Here is a 16,125-nt window from a genome sequence, read left to right on the forward strand (position 1 = left end):
CCGGGACGGGGTGCCGCGCGCCGTCGGCCGGCTCCGGGGGGCGGCGCTCACGCCGGGCCGAGGCCCAGCCAGTCCAGTACGCCCGCCACGTCCGGCACCGCCGTCACTCCCGGCGGCAGCGGCGGGCGCCGTACGACGACCACGGGCAGGCCGAGTTCCCGCGCGGCGGTCAGCTTCGCCGCCGTGGCCTCGCCGCCGCTGTCCTTGGTCACCAGCACCTCGATGCGGTGGGTCCGCAGCAGCCGTGTCTCGTCTGCGAGGGTGAACGGGCCGCGGGCGAGGACCTGTTCGGTGTCCGGCGGCATGGGCGGCTCGGGCGGGTCGACCGAGCGGACGACGAAGTGCAGGTCCGTCAGATGGGCGAAGGCCGCGAGGCCCAGGCGTCCGGTGCTGAGGAACACCCGGCGGCCGAGGCCGGGCAGCGCCTCGGCGGCCCCGGCCAGGGACGGGACGTCGTACCAGCGGTCGCCGGGGGCGGGCCGCCAGCCGGGGCGGCGCAGCACCGCCGCCGGCACTCCGGTGACCGCCGCCGCGTGGGCCGCGTGGGCGGTGATGGCCTCGGCGAAGGGGTGGGTGGCGTCGACCAGGGCGCCCACGTGGTGCGTGCGCAGCCAGTCGGCCAGGCCCTGGGCGCCGCCGAAGCCGCCGATCCGTACCTCACCGGCCGGTGTCGCGGGCCGCGTGACGCGGCCGGCCAGCGACGTGGTGACCCGGACGCCGGGCCGGGCGGCGAGGTCCGTGGCGAGTCGGCGGGCCTCGGTGGTGCCGCCGAGGATCAGGACGTGCGCGGGCATAGGGGTGAGGGTACGAGGTCGTACCGGCCGGTCCGCGGTCCGGGTCGCTACGGTCTCGGTCATGGAGGTCATCGATTCCGTGCGCGCCGTGCTGATCGACATCGACGGTGTCCTCACCGTCTCCTGGAAGCCGTTGCCGGGTGCGGTGGAGGCGCTGCGGAGGATCCGCGGGGCCGGACTCGGCGTGGCGCTGGTGACGAACACGACGTCCCGGACCCGGGCGTCCATCGCCGGGACACTGTCGGCGGCCGGGTTCGAGGTGGGCCCCCGGGACGTCCTCACCGCGCCGTCGGTCACCGCCGCCCACCTGGCCGAGCACTGCCCGGGCGCCCGTTGCGCGCTGCTGAACAGCGGGGACATCGCGGAGGACCTCGGTGATGTCACGCTCGTGGACGACGATCCCGACGTGGTCGTCCTCGGGGGTGCCGGGCCGGAGTTCGACTACGCGGCGCTCAACCGGGCCTTCGGGCACCTCCAGCGCGGTGCCCGGCTGATCGCCATGCACCGCAACCTGTACTGGCGGACCGAGTCCGGGCTGCAGCTGGACTCGGGGGCCTTTCTGCTCGGTCTGGAGCGGGCGGCCCGGGTCGAGGCCGAGGTCACGGGCAAGCCGTCCCGGGCGTTCTTCGAGGCGGCGCTGGCCCGGCTGGGGGCCGGCGCCGGGCAGGCGCTGATGGTGGGCGACGATGTGGAGTCGGACGTGCTCGCGGCCCAACGGGCCGGGCTGACCGGGGTGCTGGTGCGGACGGGGAAGTTCCAGCAGGAGACGCTGGAGGGGGCGAGCGGCGCCCCCGACCATGTCCTGGACTCCTTCGCCGACCTGCCGGCGCTGCTGGGGCTAGCGGAGTAGCAGCTGGGCTCCGCCCACGATCGTCGCCGCGATCACGAGTTGTTCGAAGAGTCGCTGGTTGATCCTGTTCACAGCCCACGTGCCGAACAGCGCGCCGGGCACGACGAACACCGCGAGTGCGGCGTCAAGGAGCAGCGAACGGCCGTCGATCAGGCCGAGGCCCGCGCTGAACGGCAGCTTGGAGACGTTCACGATGAGGAAGAAGAAGGCCGACGTGCCGAGGAAGCCGAGCTTCCGGAAGCCCGCGGACAACAGGTACAGGGACATCACCGGGCCGCCCGCGTTGGCGACCATCGTGGTGAACCCGCCGAGCACGCCGTACGAACGGGCCTTGGCGCGGCCCGCCCGGGTGGTCACCGGGTCCGGTGCCTCCGCCCTCCCGCTGTTCTCCCGGCGCCGCCGCCACAGGGTGACGCCGGCCATCAGCAGCAGGATCGCGCCGATCGAGGTCCGTACGATCCCGTCGTCGGCCCACATCAGGAACAGCGTGCCGGCCACCACGCCGGCCGCGACGGCCGGGAACAGCCGCCACAGGGTGGGCCAGTGGGCGTGCCGCCGGTAGGTGAGGACGGCGAGCACGTCGCCGGCGATCAGGACGGGCAGCAGCACGCCGGTGGACGCGCGGGTCGGCAGGACCGCCGCGAAGACCGCGAGGCTCACCGTGTTGGCACCGCTCACCGCGGTCTTGGAGAAGCCGACGAGCAGGGCCGCGAAGGCGAGCGCGGCGAACCCCCAGCCGGATATGTGCCAGAGCGTCATCGTGTTCATGCGGGGACCGATGTTATGTCCGGACAACCCTCCGGGGTAAGGACCGTCTCGCCAGGTGATCCCGCCGCCCGCTCCGGCCGGACGGCGCGGTCCGCGCGGTGCGCCCGGTCCGTCAGGGCCGGTCCGCGTACCGCGCCCGCAGTTCCCGCTTGAGCACCTTCATGCTGGGTCCGAGCGGCATCGCGTCCGTGAACTCCACGCGCCGCGGGTACTTGTGCCGGCCGAGGTGCTCCCTGGACCACGCGGTGATCGCGGCGGCGTCGGGCGCGGTGCCCGGCGCCGGCACGACGACGGCGCAGACCTCCTCGCCGTGCAGTTCGTCGGGCAGGCCGATGACCGCGACCTGGGCGACGCCCGGGTGGCGCACCAGGACCTCCTCGACCTCCCTCGGGTACACGTTGTACCCGCCGCGGATGATGACGTCCTTCTTGCGGTCGACGATCCGCAGGAAGCCGTCCTCGTCCTTGGTGCCGAGGTCGCCGGTGCGGAACCAGCCGTCGACGAGGGCCTCGGCGGTGGCCTCGGGGCGGCCGAGGTAGCCGGAGAAGACGTTGTGGCCGCGGATGACGACCTCGCCCAGCTCACCGGGCGGCAGCAGTTCGACGCGGCTCTCCACCTCGGCGCGGGCGATCTCCACGTCGACGCCCCACAGCGGGTGGCCGATGGTGCCGGCCCTGGTGCCGAAGACGGGCTGGTTGACGGTGGCCGTCGGCGAGGTCTCCGACAGCCCGTACCCCTCGTGGACCCGCGCCCCGAAGGCGGCCTCGAACCGCTCCAGTACGGCGACGGGCAGCGAGGCGCCGCCGGAGACGCACACCCGCAGTTCCGGGAGCGCCTCGGCGTCCTGGGCCGCCGCCGCGAGGGCGACGAACATGGTCGGCACGCCGTGGAACGTGTTCACGCCCTCCTTCACCATCAGCTCGATGGCGCGGGCCGCGTCGAAGCGGGGCAGCAGCACGAGCGTGGCGCCCGCCCGCCAGGTGGAGTTGAGCGACACCGTCTGGCCGAACGCGTGGAACAGCGGCAGCGCGCCGAGGGCGATGTCGTCGGCGCGGATGTCGTTGGTGTCGAAGGCGTGGACGGTCGCGTTCATCACGATGTTGAAGTGGCTGAGCACGGCGCCCTTCGGCACACCGGTCGTACCGCTCGTGTAGAAGATCACCGCCGGGTCGTCGACGGCGCGCGTGACGTACGACGGCAGCGGCTCGGCGTCGGCCGCGAGCTGGTCGAACTCCTCGCCCAGGGTCACGGTGCGCACGCCCAGGGCGTCGGCGGCGGCCCGTCCGGTCCCGCCCTTGGTGGGGTGGACGAGCAGCAGGCTCGCCCCGCTGTCCTGGAGCACGTGCCCGACCTCACCGGCCGACAGCAGCAGATGCACGGGTACGACGACTCCGCCCGCCGCGGCGATGGCGTAGTAGGCGACCGGGAACTCGGCGGTGTTGGGAGCCATGAGGGCGACCCGGTCCCCGGGCCGTACGCCGAGACCGGCGAGCGCACCCGCCTGGGCCAGTGCCCTGTGCCACACCTCGGCGAAGGTGAGCCGCAGGTCGCCCTCGACCAGTGCGGTCGTGTCGGGGCGACGCCGGGCGTTCTCGGCGAGGATGGCGGCGACGGACAGGGTTGCCATGGGGTGCTGCTCCGTTCCTTGCTGCGGCTCGTGCCGGCGGCTCCCCGTGCGGGGAACCGCCGTCGAAGACGTCTCAGTGCCTCTCGACCAGCACCGCGCTGCCCTGCCCGACGCCCACGCACATGGTCGCCAGGCCCCGCTCGGCGCCCGTGCGCCGCATCCGGTGCAGCAGGGTCGTCAGGATGCGGGCGCCCGAGCAGCCGAGGGGATGGCCGAGGGCGATGGCGCCGCCGGTCGGGTTGACCAGGTCCGGGTCGATGCCCAGCTGGTCGACGCAGGCGAGGGCCTGTGCGGCGAACGCCTCGTTGAACTCGGCCTCCCGCAGGTCGGCGATGTCCCAGCCGGCCCGGGCCAGCGCCTTGCGGGTGGCGGGGACCGGGCCGAGGCCCATCACGTCGGGGTGGACCCCGGCGGAGGCGCCCGCGACATAGCGGCCGAGGGACTCCAGGCCCAGCTCGTTCAGCGCCTCCTCGCTGACCAGCAGCAGTCCGGCCGCGCCGTCGTTCATCGGCGAGGCGTTGCCCGCCGTGACCGTGCCGCCCGGGCGGAAGACCGGCTTGAGGCGGGCCAGCTTCTCCAGCGAGGTGTCCTCGCGGACGCACTCGTCCTGGTCGACCACCACGCCGTCCGGGCGCTCCACGGCAAGGAGTTCGTCGTCGAAGTGGCCGTTCTTGCGTGCGGCGGCGGCCTGCTGGTGGCTGCGCAGCGCGAAGGCGTCCTGCCGCTCGCGGGAGATGCCGTACCGCTCGGCGACCTCCTCGGCGGTCTCGCCCATGGACAGCAGGCCGTGCAGCTCCTTCATCGCCGGGTTGACCAGGCGCCAGCCGAGGCGGGTGTCGTGGGTCTCGATGCGCTGCGGCAGGGCCTCGTCGGGGCGGGGCAGGACGAAGGGGGCACGGCTCATGGACTCGGAGCCGCCCGCGATCACGATGTCGGCCTCGCCGGCGGCGATGGTGCGGGCGGCGGTGGTGACCGCTTCGAGGCCGGAGGCGCACAACCGGTTGACGGTGGCGCCGGGAACCGAGTCGGGGAGCCCGGCGAGCAGGGCGGCCATCCGGGCGACGTTGCGGTTGTCCTCGCCGGCCTGGTTGGCGGCGCCCCAGTAGACGTCGTCGATCCGGGCCGGGTCGAGTCCGGGCACCTCGGCCACCAGGTGGCGGATCACACCGGCCGCCAGGTCGTCGGGCCGGACGCCGGACAGGGCTCCGCGCAGCTTGCCGATGGGGGTGCGGCGGGCGGCCGCGAAGTGGACGGGACGCACGGCTTCGACTCCTGACCTACGACCGATCCACGGCACTGTGGATCAGCGGACCACGGGGACACTTAATTAGCACTGCTAGTTTTGGACTATAGACCTCCGACCGGCCCGCTGGGAAGATCCCCCCGGACCTTCAGCGAGTCGACGCAGCAGAGCGGAGAAGAGATGCCCCGCGTCCGCGAGCACACCCTCGACGGCACCCACGGCCTGGTCGCCGTGCGCGAGTGGCCGCACCCGGCCCCGAGGTACCTGGCCGTGCTCGTGCACGGATACGGCGAACACGCCGGCCGGTACGACGAGCTGGCCGCCGCCCTCACCGGGCACGGGGCGGCCGTGTTCGGCCCCGATCACGTCGGCCACGGCAGGTCGGCCGGGGAGCGGGTGCTGATCGAGGACTTCGAGGACGTGGTCACCGATGTGCACGGCGCGGCCGAGCTGGCCGAGTCCGCACACCCCGGCCTGCCGCTCGCCCTGATCGGCCACTCCATGGGCGGCCTGATCTCCGCCCGCTACGCCCAGCGGTACGGCGCCGAACTGAGCGCGCTGGTCCTTTCCGGGCCGGTGATCGGCGCCTGGGAGCTGCCGGGGCGGCTGCTGGCCCTCCCGGAGATCCCGGACACCCCGGTCAGCCCCTCGGCGCTCTCCCGCGACCCGGCCGTCGGCGCCGCCTACGCGGCCGATCCGCTGGTGTGGCACGGGCCGATGAAACGGCCGACCCTGCAGGCGTTCACCCGGACCCTGGAGGCCGTCGACCGGGGCGGCGACGTGGGCGAGCTGCCGCTGCTGTGGCTGCACGGCGACGACGACCGGCTGGTGCCGCTGCCCGGTAGCCGGAGCGGAGTGCGACGGCTCGCCGGCGGCCGGCTGACCGAGCGGATCTTCGCCGGGGCCCGGCACGAGGTGTTCCACGAGATCGGCAAGAAGGAGGCCTTCGCGGAGGTGATCCGCTTCCTGGACCGGGCACTGCCCCGCTGAGCAGGCCTGTTTTGCCCCACTTGGCGGTGGGCACCCGCCCCTTCGGACAGAGACGACGATCGGACAGAGACGACGAAAGGGGACGGACACGCCATGACCGTGGTGAAGAGCACGCTGCCGGAGGAGGCGCTCGGTGTCACCGGGAACGCTCTGCAGGACACCCTGGTGGATCTGCTCGGGCTGTCGCTGACCGCGAAGCAGGCGCACTGGAACGTCGTGGGGCCGCGGTTCCGGTCGATCCACCTCCAGCTCGACGAGGTGGTCGCGGCGGCGCGCGCCCACTCCGACACGGTCGCCGAACGCGCCGCCGCGCTGGGCGTGCCCCCGGACGGCCGGCCCGAGACCGTCGCCGCGACCTTCGCCCTGCCCGGCACCAAGGCCGGCTGGCTGCGCGACACCGAGGTGGTGGAACTGATGGTGTCCTCGCTCGAAGCGGCCATCGGCCGGCTGCGCGAACGCGTCGCGGCGACCGAGAAGCCCGACCCGGTCACCCAGGACCTGCTCATCTCCGTCACGGCCGACCTGGAGAAACAGCGCTGGATGTTCGAGGCCGAGAACCAGCCGCGCGAGAACGCGTCCAGCTAGCACGAGACCCCGCACGGAAGGGGAAGAACCATGGCCGACGCCCTCGAACTCCACGCGCTGTGGGAGGACTTCCACCGCGTGGTCAACATGACCTCCGCGGAGCTCGCGGCCTGGCTGCGGGTGCGCGACGCCGACGAGGAGACGGAGCCCCTGCCCGAGGCGGCGGGCACGCCGACCGGGCAGCACGTCCTCGCCATCCTCCAGAAACGCCGTACCGACCTCACCGACGACGACATCCGTGTGATGTACGAGGTCGTCGACACGGTCGGGGACCTGGTGGACATGGAGAACGAGCCGGAGCCGGAGACGGCAGCGGACGACGCACGCCGCCACCGGCTGATGACCCTCGGCCACGACCCGCTCAAGCCGTAGACCGGGGGGCCTGGTCATGAACCGGGAGGAACGGGTACTGCGCGCGCTGCTGTCGGCGTACGGACAGACGTACGCCGAGGAGGCGGGCATCACGCTGAAGGACACCCCGCAGCCGCTGTACCGGCTGCTCGTGCTGGCCCTGCTGCTCAGCGCCCGGATCCGGGCCTCGGTCGCGGTGGCCGCCGCACAGGCCCTGCACGAGGACCGCCTGGACAGCCCGCGCCGGATGGCCGACGCCGGCTGGCAGCAGCGGGTGGACGCGCTCGGCCGCGGCGGCTACCGGCGCTACGACGAGCGCATCGCCACCCAGCTCGGCGACGGGGCCGAACTGTTGCTGGAGCGCTGGGCCGGGGATCTGCGCCGGCTGCACGAGGAGGCGCACGGCGACGCCGGCGCACTCAGGCGGCTGCTCCAGGAGGAACCCGGCATCGGCCCGGCCGGCGCCGACATCTTCCTGCGCGAGGCACAGCACGTGTGGCCCGAACTCGCGCCCTACCTCGACGGCAAGGCGCTCGACGGAGCGCGGCGGCTCGGGCTGCCCGAGGACCCCGAGAAGCTGACACGGCTGGCCGGGGACGTCGAACCCGCCGCCCTGGCCGCCGCGTTGGTGCGCGCCGCACTCGACAAGGAGGTGGCCGAAGACTGTCTCCGCCGCGCCGGATGACCGTGCCGGACCGCTGCTCGCGTCGCAGCGGCGCGAGCTGGACGTCGTCCGGCCGGTGACCCCCGGGCCGCTACAGGCCGAGCACGCGGGAAATGGTCCGCAGCACCCCGTCCTCGTTGTTGGACGGCGCGAGGTGGCGGGCCCGGCGGACCACCTCGGGGTGGGCGTTGGCCATGGCGAACGACCACTCGGCGGCGTCCAGCATCCCCAGGTCGTTGAGGTAGTCGCCGAAGACCATCGTCTGCGCGGGCGTGACGCCGAGGGCCCGCTGCAGGCCGCGCAGCGCGGTGCCCTTGTCGGCGGTGCGGTTCATGACGTCCACCCAGTGCTCGCCGGAGACCACGACCCGGTGGGTGGCGGCGAACTCGGCCAGGGCCGGAGCCGTGGACTGCTCCGCGGCCCCGAAGTCGAACAGCGCGACCTTGATCACCTCGTCGCCGACGGCGGTGACGTCCTCCACGATCCGGTGCTCGACGTAGTACTTGCGCACCTCCGCCAGGAACGCCTCGTCGGTCCGCTCGACGTACGCCGCCCGCTTGCCGCACACCACGGCGCCCACGTCCACGCCCTCCGCGACCAGCCGCCGTACCGTGCGGGCCACCCCGGCGGCGACGGACCCGTCCAGCGTGTCGGAGCTCAGCTCCACGCCGTCGCGGACCACGTACGTGCCGTTCTCGGCGATGAACACCATGCCTTCGGCGACGTCCGCGAACTGCCTCGCCAGCGTGGCGTACTGGCGGCCGCTCGCCGGGCTGAACAGGACGCCCCGCCGGCGCAGTTCGGCGAGCATCGGCCACAGGCCCTCGGGGATCCGCTGGGCGTCGTCCAGCAGGGTGCCGTCCATGTCGGTGACGATCAGCCGGATGTCGGTGGGGCCCGCGGGCAGGCCGGGGACGTCCAGGAGGGGTGCGGGCGTGGCGGGCATGTCCTGCTTCCGGTCGGCGACGGAGGTACCGGTCCAGTGTGGCTCATGCGCCCGGGCACCCCTCGGCCGCCCCGGACCGACCGCCCCCGACCGCCCGTGGTGCGCGTTTCCCGGGACAGCGCGATCACCGGGCGGCACAATGACGGCGGAGCACCGCAACGTCAGAAGGGCGGCGACGTGACCGAGGGCGACTCCCCGACGGCCGGACCGGCGAGGCTGAACACCTCCGTGGCGCACAACGCGCGGGTGTGGAACTACTGGATCGGAGGCAAGGACAACTACGAGGTCGACCAGCGGGTCGGCGAGCATGTCGCCGGTATGTTCCCAGTGATCCGGGAGGTGGCCCGCGCGGACCGGGAGTTCCTGGCCAGGGCGGTGCGGTTCCTCGCGGCCGAGCGCGGCACACGGCAGTTCCTGGACGTGGGCACCGGGCTGCCGAGCGAGGACAACACCCACGAGATCGCGCAGCGGATCGCCCCCGAGTCACGGATCGTGTACGTCGACAACGACCCGATCGTGCTCGTGCACGCCCGCTCGCTGCTCACCAGCTCTCCGCAGGGCGTCACGGACTACGTCGACGCCGACGTCCGCGACCCGGACGGCATCCTGCAGCGCGCCGGCGAGACCCTGGACCTGTCCCGGCCGGTCGGGCTGATGATGCTCGGCATCCTGAACTTCGTGCTGGACACCGGGGAGGCCCGCGCCATCGTGCGCCGGCTCATGGCGGCGCTGGCGCCCGGCAGCCACCTGGTCCTCACCCACCCGACCTACGACGGTGACGTGGGCGGCGAGGGCAACGTGGCCGCGATGGAGTTCTGGAACGCCAACGCCACCCCGCCGATCACCGCCCGCAGCCGCGCGGAGATCGCCGGTTTCCTGGACGGCCTGGAGCTGGTCGAGCCGGGTCTGGTGCCCTGCTCGCAGTGGCGCGCCGAGTCGGCGTCCGCCGCCGCGGTGCCGCAGTACGGCGCGGTGGCCGTGAAACCCTGACGCCGGCACCGGGCCTCCGCCCCGCCGCCGCGGACGCGAGCCGAGGAGGACGTATGACCACCCTTGCCGACCCCGTGCCCGGCGGACGCCCGGAGGATCTGCGCCGGGTCGCCGGACTCACGGCGCGCCTCACCGCGCAGGACGTGCGCGGGATCGTGCTGGCCTATGTGGACACCGCGGGCGTCTGCCGGGTCAAGACGATCCCGACGGCGCGGCTGGAGGCGGCGGTGTCCTGGGGTGTCGGCATGTCGCCGGTGTTCGACACCTTCCTGGCCGGCGACTCGATCGTCAGCACCGACGTCCTCGGCTCCCCGGACGGCGACCTGCGGCTCTACCCGGACCTGGACCAGCTGGTGGCGCTGGCCGGGCAGCCCGGCTGGGCGTGGGCGCCGGTGGACCGGATCACCCAGGAGGGCGAGCCGCACCCCGGCTGTGCCCGGACCTTTCTGCGGCGGACCGTCGCGGAGGCCGCCGCACGGCACGGCCTGGTGTTCCGGGCGGCGATCGAGGTGGAGTGGGCGGTCGGGCTGGGCTCGGCGCCGGCCGGGGAGTTCGTGCCGGCGGTGTCCGGTCCGGCGTACGGCGGGATCCGGCAGGTGGAGCTGAGCGACTACACCGCCGATCTGCTCGCCGCGTTCGCCAAGCAGGGCGTGGACGTCGACCAGCTCCATCCCGAGTACGCGGCCGGGCAGTTCGAGGTCTCGGTGGGCGCGCTGGACCCGGTGGCCGCCGCCGACCGGAGCGTGCTGGTACGGCAGACGATCCGGGCGGTCGCCCAGCGCCACGGCCTCAGGGTCTCGTTCTCGCCCGCGGTGTCCGCCGAGGGCGTCGGCAACGGCGGCCATCTGCATCTGTCCTGCTGGCGCGACGGGGTGAACCTGCACGCGGGCGGGCGGCGCCGGTACGGGATGACGCCCGAGGCGGAGTCCTTCGCGGCCGGGATCCTGGCCCGGCTGCCCGCGCTGACGGCGGTCACCGCGCCCAGCCCGGCCAGCTATCTGCGGCTGAAGCCGTCCCGGTGGGCCGGGGTGTTCACCGCCTGGGGCCGGGAGACCCGCGAGGCGGCGCTGCGGATGATCACCGGCACGGCGGGCCGCCGGGCGCAGGACGCCAACCTGGAGGTGAAACCGGTCGACCTGGCCGCCAACCCCTATCTCGCCCTCGGCTGCGTCATCGCCGCCGGTCTCGACGGACTCGCCGCCTCCCGCGCCCTGCCGGAGGAGATCACCGGCGACCCGGCCCGGTACGGCGTGGACGAGGCGGCGGCCCTCGGCGTACGGCGGCTGCCGCAGTCGCTGCCGCAGGCCGTCGAGGCGTTCCGGCCCGACCAGGTGCTGCGGGCCGCGCTGGGCCCGGTCCTCGCGGACGCGGTGACCGCCGTGCGGCTCGGTGAGGCGGCGGCCGTCCGGGACCTGGACGACGCGCGGGTGGCGGCGGCCTACCGCTGGGTGTACTGACCATGGCCACGCCGGGGACGGTCCACGAGGCCCTCGCCGAGCTGGAGTTGGTGGACCACCACTGCCACGGCGCGGTGGCGGCCGATCTCGCGGCCGGGGAGTTCGCCTCGCTCCTGACCGAGGGCGAGGCCCGGCCCGGTGTCTCACCGTTCGACAGCCCCGTCGGCCTGGCCGTGCGCCGCCACTGCGCACCCCTGCTGGACCTCCCCCGGCACGCTCCGCCGGCCGACTATCTGGACCGGCGCACGGCCCTGGGCTGGCGGGAGGTCAACCGCCGCTTCCTGCGCGCCGCGCGGGCCGGGGTGTTCCTCGTGGACACCGGCTACGCCCCGCACCCGCTCACCTCGCCCGCCGAGCTGGCCGAGGCCGCCGGCGCCACCGCCCACGAGGTCGTACGGCTGGAGCCGGTGGCGGAGGCGGTGGCCGCGCGGGGCGTCGAGCCGGACGCGTACGCGGCCGCCTTCCGTACGGCCGCCGAGGAGGCGGTGCGCCGGCCGGACGTGGTGGCGGTGAAGTCGGTGGCCGCCTACCGCACCGGCTTCGCCCTGGACCCGGCCCGGCCGACGGACGCCGAGGTGACCGGCGCCGCCCGGCGCTGGCTCGCGGGCGGCGGCCGGCTCGCCGACCCGGTCCTGGTGCGGCACCTGCTGTGGACCGCCGTCGATCTCGGCCTGCCCCTGCAGCTGCACACCGGCTTCGGGGACGCCGATCTGCGGCTGCACCACGCCGATCCGGCCCTGCTGACCGACTGGCTGCGCCTGGTCTCCGGTACGGTCCCGGTCCTGCTGCTGCACTGCTGGCCGTACCACCGTCAAGCCGCCTACCTGGCCGCGGTGTTCGAACGGGTGTACCTGGATGTGGGCCTCGCCCTGCACCACACGGGCCCGGCCCGCTGCCGGGCCGTGCTGGAGGAGGCGCTGGAGATCACCCCCTTCCGCAAGCTGCTGTACAGCTCCGACGCCTACGGAGTGGCCGAATTCCACCACCTCGGCGCCCTGTGCTTCCGTCAGGGACTCGCCGATCTGCTCCAAGCCCGCGTCGACGCGGACGAGGTGAGCCTGCCCGACGCCCTGCGGATCGCGGCCTGGACGGGGCGCGACAACGCCCGGCGCCTGTACGGACCGCCCGTGTCCGGCGACGCTCCGGCCCGTGACCCCGGCACCCGCCCCACCCGGAAAGTATGATCAAGCAATGTCTGACATGACTGAGACGACGCCCGGCTGGCTGACCACCGACGAGCTGGAAATGGCCAGGGCCCGGATGCCGATCCTGTACGTCGAGGCCGTACCCGTGCGCGTGGACGACAGCGGCGAAGTCACCAGCATCGGACTGCTGCTGCGGATGGGCCCCGAGGGGACGGTCACCCGGACGCTGGTCTCCGGCCGCGTCCTGCACCACGAGCGGGTCCGCGACGCCCTGCTGCGTCACCTGGAGAAGGACCTCGGCCCGGTGGCGCTGCCCCGCGTCCCGGCGTCGCTGCAGCCGTTCACCGTCGCGGAGTACTTCCCGACGGCGGGCATCACGCCCTACCACGATCCGCGTCAGCACGCGGTGTCCCTCGCCTACGTCGTCCCGGTCACCGGTGACTGCCGCCCCCGCCAGGACGCGCTGGACCTCGTCTGGTTCAGCCCGCAGGAGGCCGCGTCGGCGGCCCTGCAGAGCGAGATGCCGGGAGGACACGGTGTCCTGCTGAAGCAGGCACTCGCCCACGTGGGCCTGACGTACTGACGCCGGCGGCTACCCGACCGGCCTGTCTATCAGGCCGGTCGGGCCGCCGACCAGGGCTTTCGGGCACGCGTTCAGGTTGCTGTCAGGTTCGCGGTCACCCGTGGCAACAGCTGCACCAGAAGCCCCAAAACAATGGCAAAGGGGACTGGGGAAAGGGCAGTTGGACGTGCCAGGGTGCGGGCCATGAGCACAGAGCACGTCCTGGACGACCGGCCTCGGGGCCACGCCCGCGCGCGCATACGCGAGAGCGCGACGAAGGTGCCGGAGGTCACCGTCTACTTCTGGATCATCAAGGTCCTCACCACCGGCATGGGTGAGACCGCCTCCGACTTCCTGGCCCATCTGCTGGGTCCGATCCCGGCCGTCGGCCTCGGCGGTCTCGCCTTCGCGGCGTCACTGGTCCTCCAGTTCGCGGTCCGCCGGTACGTGGCCTGGATCTACTGGACGGCGATCGTCATGGTCAGCGTGTTCGGCACGATGGCCGCGGACGTGCTCCATGTGGGCCTGGGCGTCCCGTACCTGCTGTCCACCCCGCTGTTCCTCGTCGCCCTGGCCGCCGTCTTCGCGCTCTGGTACGCGACCGAGCGCACCCTGTCCATCCACTCCATCCGCACCCGGCGCCGCGAGGTCTTCTACTGGGCGGCCGTCCTCGCCACGTTCGCGCTGGGCACGGCGGCGGGCGACCTCAGCGCGACGATCGGCCTGGGCTACGCCGGCTCGGTCGTCCTGTTCGCCGTGGCGATCTGCGTCCCGGCGCTCGCCCACCGCTCGGGGCTGCTGGGCGCGGTGGCCGCGTTCTGGACGGCGTACGTCCTCACACGCCCGCTCGGCGCGTCCCTCGCCGACTGGATGGCCGTGTCGACCGGCCGCGGCGGCCTGGGCTGGGGGCTGGGCCCGGTCACCCTGTCCTGGACGGTGGCGATCGTGGGCTTCGTGACGTACCTGGCGGTGTCGCGCCGGGACACCGAGCGCACACGGTGACACCGGCCGGCCGCCGGGGTGGCGCGTGACCCCCGCTCACCACCACCAGCCGGCGGCCCCGCCCGTTCGCCGGCTCGGTCGGCCTCGTGCTGCCGGCGTGTCTCCAGGGTCACTCAGAGCAGCCGGAATCGCAGTCGGCAGATCACCGCGTCCGTTTCCCGCCGCACGGCGTGCGCGACGACCGCGCCCCGCTGGTTCTGCAGGAGGCGCTGCCACAGGCGCTCCGGCTCGGTCTCCGGGATCAGTACGGTGACCCGTGTGCCGGGCTCGGCGGCGGCCACCTCACGGACGTACGCGCCGCGTGCACGCCAGCCGCACCAGCTCCACCCCCGGGTCCCACTCCGCCCAGGCCCGCTCCAGTGCGTGCAGGTGAGCCCTGTCCTCGGGGTCGGGGTAGCACACGGTCACCGCGCGGACCTCGTCACCCAGCGAGGAAGCCGCGGTCAGGGCCTCGGAGGTGAGCCGGGACAGGGAGGACACGGGCACGACGACGAGCGAGCGGTCGCGGTGCGGGGCCTCGGGGATGCGGCCCAGGCCGAGCCGCTCGCCGATGCGGTCGTAGGCGCGGCGCACGGTCTCGAAGGCGGTCACGAGCAGGGGCAGCGCGATCACGATCAGCCAGGCGCCGTCGGTGAACTTGCTCGCGGTGACGACGACCGTCGCGACCCCGGTGAGCAGCGCGCCGAAGCCGTTGAGCAGCGCCTTCCCCCGCCAGCCCCGCCCGCGCTCCAGGCGCCAGTGCCGGACCATGCCCACCTGGGCGATCGTGAAGCCGACGAACACCCCGATCGCGAACAGCGGCACCAGGGTGTTGGTGTCCCCGCCGGAGAGGACCAGCAGCGCGGCCGAGACCAGCGCGAGGGCCAGCACACCGTGCCGGTGGACCTGGCGGTCGGCCTTCAGCGCGAACACGTGCGGCGCGTAGTTGTCCCGGGCGAGCAGCTTCAGCAGCACCGGCAGCCCGCCGAAGGAGGTGTTCGCGGACAGCGCCAGCAGGAGCGTCGTCGCGAACTGGATGACGTAGAAGGCCCAGTTGTGGCCGAGCGAGGCGTCCGCGAGCTGGGCGAGGACCGTGACGCCCGCCACCGGCTGCAGATGGAAGCGGCCGATCAGCACCGACAGCCCGATCAGCATCAGCCCGAGCACCGCGCCGAGGGCGGCCTCCGCACGCTGGGCCCGCCGCACGCGCGGCACCCGGAAGGACGGGACCGCGTTCGCGATGGCCTCCACGCCGGTCAGCGCGGAGCATCCGGAGGCGAAGGCCTTCAGCACGAGCAGCGCACCCACGGTGGAGGCGTTGTCCGCGACGACCGAGGCATGGCCGGCCGCCGTGACCGTGCTCACCGGCGCCGACCGGAAGAGCCCCACGACGACGAGTGCGAACACGGCTCCGACGAAGACGACCGTCGGCACGATGAACGCCTTCGCGGACTCCACGATCCCGCGCAGGTTGACGCCGGTGATCAGCGCGAGGACCACCAGGCACAGCCACAGCCGGTCGCCGTAGAGGGAGGGGAAGGCCGAGGTCAGGGCGGCCACGCCCGCGGTCACCGCGACCGCGACGTTGAGCACGTAGTCCAGCACCAGCGAGGCCGCGGCCACCAGGCTCGTGCGCGCCCCCAGATGGGTCCTGGCCACGGCGTAGGAGCCGCCGCCGTCCGGGAAGGCCGCGATCACCTGCCGGTAGGAGGCCACCAGCACCGCCAGGAGGGCGGCGATGGCCAGCGTCACCGGCAGTGTGAAGCCGAGGCCGTGGGCTCCCGCGCCGGCGAGCACCAGGACGATCGACTCGGGGCCGTACGCCACCGACGCCATCGCGTCCAGCGACAGCGCGGCCAGGCCCGTCACGGCGGTCAGGCGATGCCGTTCGCCGGTGTCGGGCGGTTCTTCTCCGGCGGGGGCCGCGCCGGGCTCGGCGGTCAGGACGGACATCAGTACGTGCTCCTTGGGCAAAGCCGCGCAGGGGACTGTGTTCTGCTTCTGCGCGGTGCACTCAGGCTGTGACCATTTCCGCCCCCACCCGTCCGTTCCATGCGGCATCTTCGCACTGATCAGGCCGATTTTGACGGGACTTTGACAAGTGATGCGCTCGCCGTACGTCAGAACCGCATCCATCAGAACCGCATCACGATGTCCTGCGTGGGCCCCGTG

The 16,125-nt window shown here is 73.5% G+C and carries 15 protein-coding genes and 1 pseudogene; 10 read left to right on the top strand and 6 right to left on the bottom strand.

Translation table 11 applies throughout. From position 1 onward, the window contains the following. Positions 1 to 47 precede the first annotated feature (47 nt). Positions 48 to 794 (bottom strand): cobalt-precorrin-6A reductase, encoded by a 747-nt coding sequence (locus tag IE244_RS25785; protein WP_191875954.1) that lies wholly within the window; start codon positions 792 to 794, stop codon positions 48 to 50. A gap of 70 nt (positions 795 to 864) precedes the next feature. On the opposite strand from IE244_RS25785, the gene IE244_RS25790 reads away from it, so the two are divergent. Continuing rightward, entirely contained in the window at positions 865 to 1,644 is a 780-nt protein-coding gene (locus IE244_RS25790; RefSeq protein ID WP_191876083.1) for an HAD-IIA family hydrolase, read from the top strand. Here IE244_RS25790 and IE244_RS25795 read toward each other — a convergent pair. The 3 genes from IE244_RS25795 to IE244_RS25805 form a co-directional block, all read right to left on the bottom strand. Then, positions 1,633 to 2,412 (bottom strand): sulfite exporter TauE/SafE family protein, encoded by a 780-nt coding sequence (locus IE244_RS25795; RefSeq protein WP_191875955.1) that lies wholly within the window; start codon positions 2,410 to 2,412, stop codon positions 1,633 to 1,635. The genes IE244_RS25790 and IE244_RS25795 overlap by 12 nt on opposite strands. A 112-nt stretch (positions 2,413 to 2,524) precedes the next feature. Further along, positions 2,525 to 4,039 (bottom strand): long-chain-fatty-acid--CoA ligase, encoded by a 1,515-nt coding sequence (locus IE244_RS25800; protein WP_191875956.1) that lies wholly within the window; start codon positions 4,037 to 4,039, stop codon positions 2,525 to 2,527. Between the two features lie 73 nt (positions 4,040 to 4,112). After that, positions 4,113 to 5,300, bottom strand: a complete 1,188-nt coding sequence (locus IE244_RS25805; protein ID WP_191875957.1) for a thiolase family protein — start codon at positions 5,298 to 5,300, stop codon at positions 4,113 to 4,115. Positions 5,301 to 5,462: 162 nt separating this feature from the next. Between IE244_RS25805 and IE244_RS25810 the strand changes: the two genes are divergently transcribed. The 4 genes from IE244_RS25810 (at position 5,463) to IE244_RS25825 (ending at position 7,893) form a co-directional block, all read left to right on the top strand. Beyond that, positions 5,463 to 6,272 carry an alpha/beta hydrolase gene (locus IE244_RS25810; protein WP_191875958.1) on the top strand — a complete coding sequence of 270 codons (810 nt, stop codon included), beginning with the start codon at positions 5,463 to 5,465 and terminating at the stop codon, positions 6,270 to 6,272. A 93-nt stretch (positions 6,273 to 6,365) separates the two neighbouring features. Further along, positions 6,366 to 6,857, top strand: a complete 492-nt coding sequence (locus IE244_RS25815; protein WP_191875959.1) for a Dps family protein — start codon at positions 6,366 to 6,368, stop codon at positions 6,855 to 6,857. A gap of 30 nt (positions 6,858 to 6,887) precedes the next feature. Further along, positions 6,888 to 7,229: a DUF3140 domain-containing protein gene (locus IE244_RS25820; protein ID WP_191875960.1), complete on the top strand. Its 342-nt coding sequence runs from the start codon at positions 6,888 to 6,890 to the stop codon at positions 7,227 to 7,229. Between the two features lie 16 nt (positions 7,230 to 7,245). Beyond that, positions 7,246 to 7,893, top strand: coding sequence for an endonuclease (locus IE244_RS25825; protein WP_191875961.1), 648 nt, complete (start codon positions 7,246 to 7,248; stop codon positions 7,891 to 7,893). A gap of 70 nt (positions 7,894 to 7,963) precedes the next feature. On the opposite strand, the gene IE244_RS25830 is transcribed toward IE244_RS25825, so the two are convergent. Further along, on the bottom strand, positions 7,964 to 8,818 hold the full coding sequence (locus IE244_RS25830; protein WP_191875962.1) for a Cof-type HAD-IIB family hydrolase: 855 nt from the start codon (positions 8,816 to 8,818) through the stop codon (positions 7,964 to 7,966). A 177-nt stretch (positions 8,819 to 8,995) separates the two neighbouring features. Here IE244_RS25830 and IE244_RS25835 point away from each other — a divergent pair, with 177 nt between their 5' ends. From IE244_RS25835 to IE244_RS25855, 5 genes are all read left to right on the top strand, one after another. Next, the gene (locus tag IE244_RS25835; protein ID WP_191875963.1) at positions 8,996 to 9,808 is read left to right on the top strand and encodes an SAM-dependent methyltransferase; all 813 of its coding nucleotides are present in this window, start codon (positions 8,996 to 8,998) and stop codon (positions 9,806 to 9,808) included. 53 nt (positions 9,809 to 9,861) lie between these two features. Then, the gene (locus IE244_RS25840; RefSeq protein WP_191875964.1) at positions 9,862 to 11,265 is read left to right on the top strand and encodes a type I glutamate--ammonia ligase; all 1,404 of its coding nucleotides are present in this window, start codon (positions 9,862 to 9,864) and stop codon (positions 11,263 to 11,265) included. A gap of 2 nt (positions 11,266 to 11,267) precedes the next feature. Beyond that, the gene (locus IE244_RS25845; protein WP_191875965.1) at positions 11,268 to 12,449 is read left to right on the top strand and encodes an amidohydrolase family protein; all 1,182 of its coding nucleotides are present in this window, start codon (positions 11,268 to 11,270) and stop codon (positions 12,447 to 12,449) included. Positions 12,450 to 12,465: 16 nt separating this feature from the next. Then, positions 12,466 to 12,993 carry an NUDIX hydrolase family protein gene (locus IE244_RS25850; protein WP_191876084.1) on the top strand — a complete coding sequence of 176 codons (528 nt, stop codon included), beginning with the start codon at positions 12,466 to 12,468 and terminating at the stop codon, positions 12,991 to 12,993. Positions 12,994 to 13,176: 183 nt separating this feature from the next. Continuing rightward, on the top strand, positions 13,177 to 13,974 hold the full coding sequence (locus IE244_RS25855; RefSeq protein ID WP_191875966.1) for a COG4705 family protein: 798 nt from the start codon (positions 13,177 to 13,179) through the stop codon (positions 13,972 to 13,974). Positions 13,975 to 14,087: 113 nt separating this feature from the next. Here the strand turns inward: IE244_RS25855 and IE244_RS25860 are convergent. Then, positions 14,088 to 15,906 (bottom strand): annotated as a pseudogene (locus IE244_RS25860) (APC family permease). Positions 15,907 to 16,125 lie beyond the last annotated feature (219 nt).

The organism is Streptomyces filipinensis, assembly GCF_014649495.1.
GTDB lineage: Bacteria > Actinomycetota > Actinomycetes > Streptomycetales > Streptomycetaceae > Streptomyces > Streptomyces filipinensis.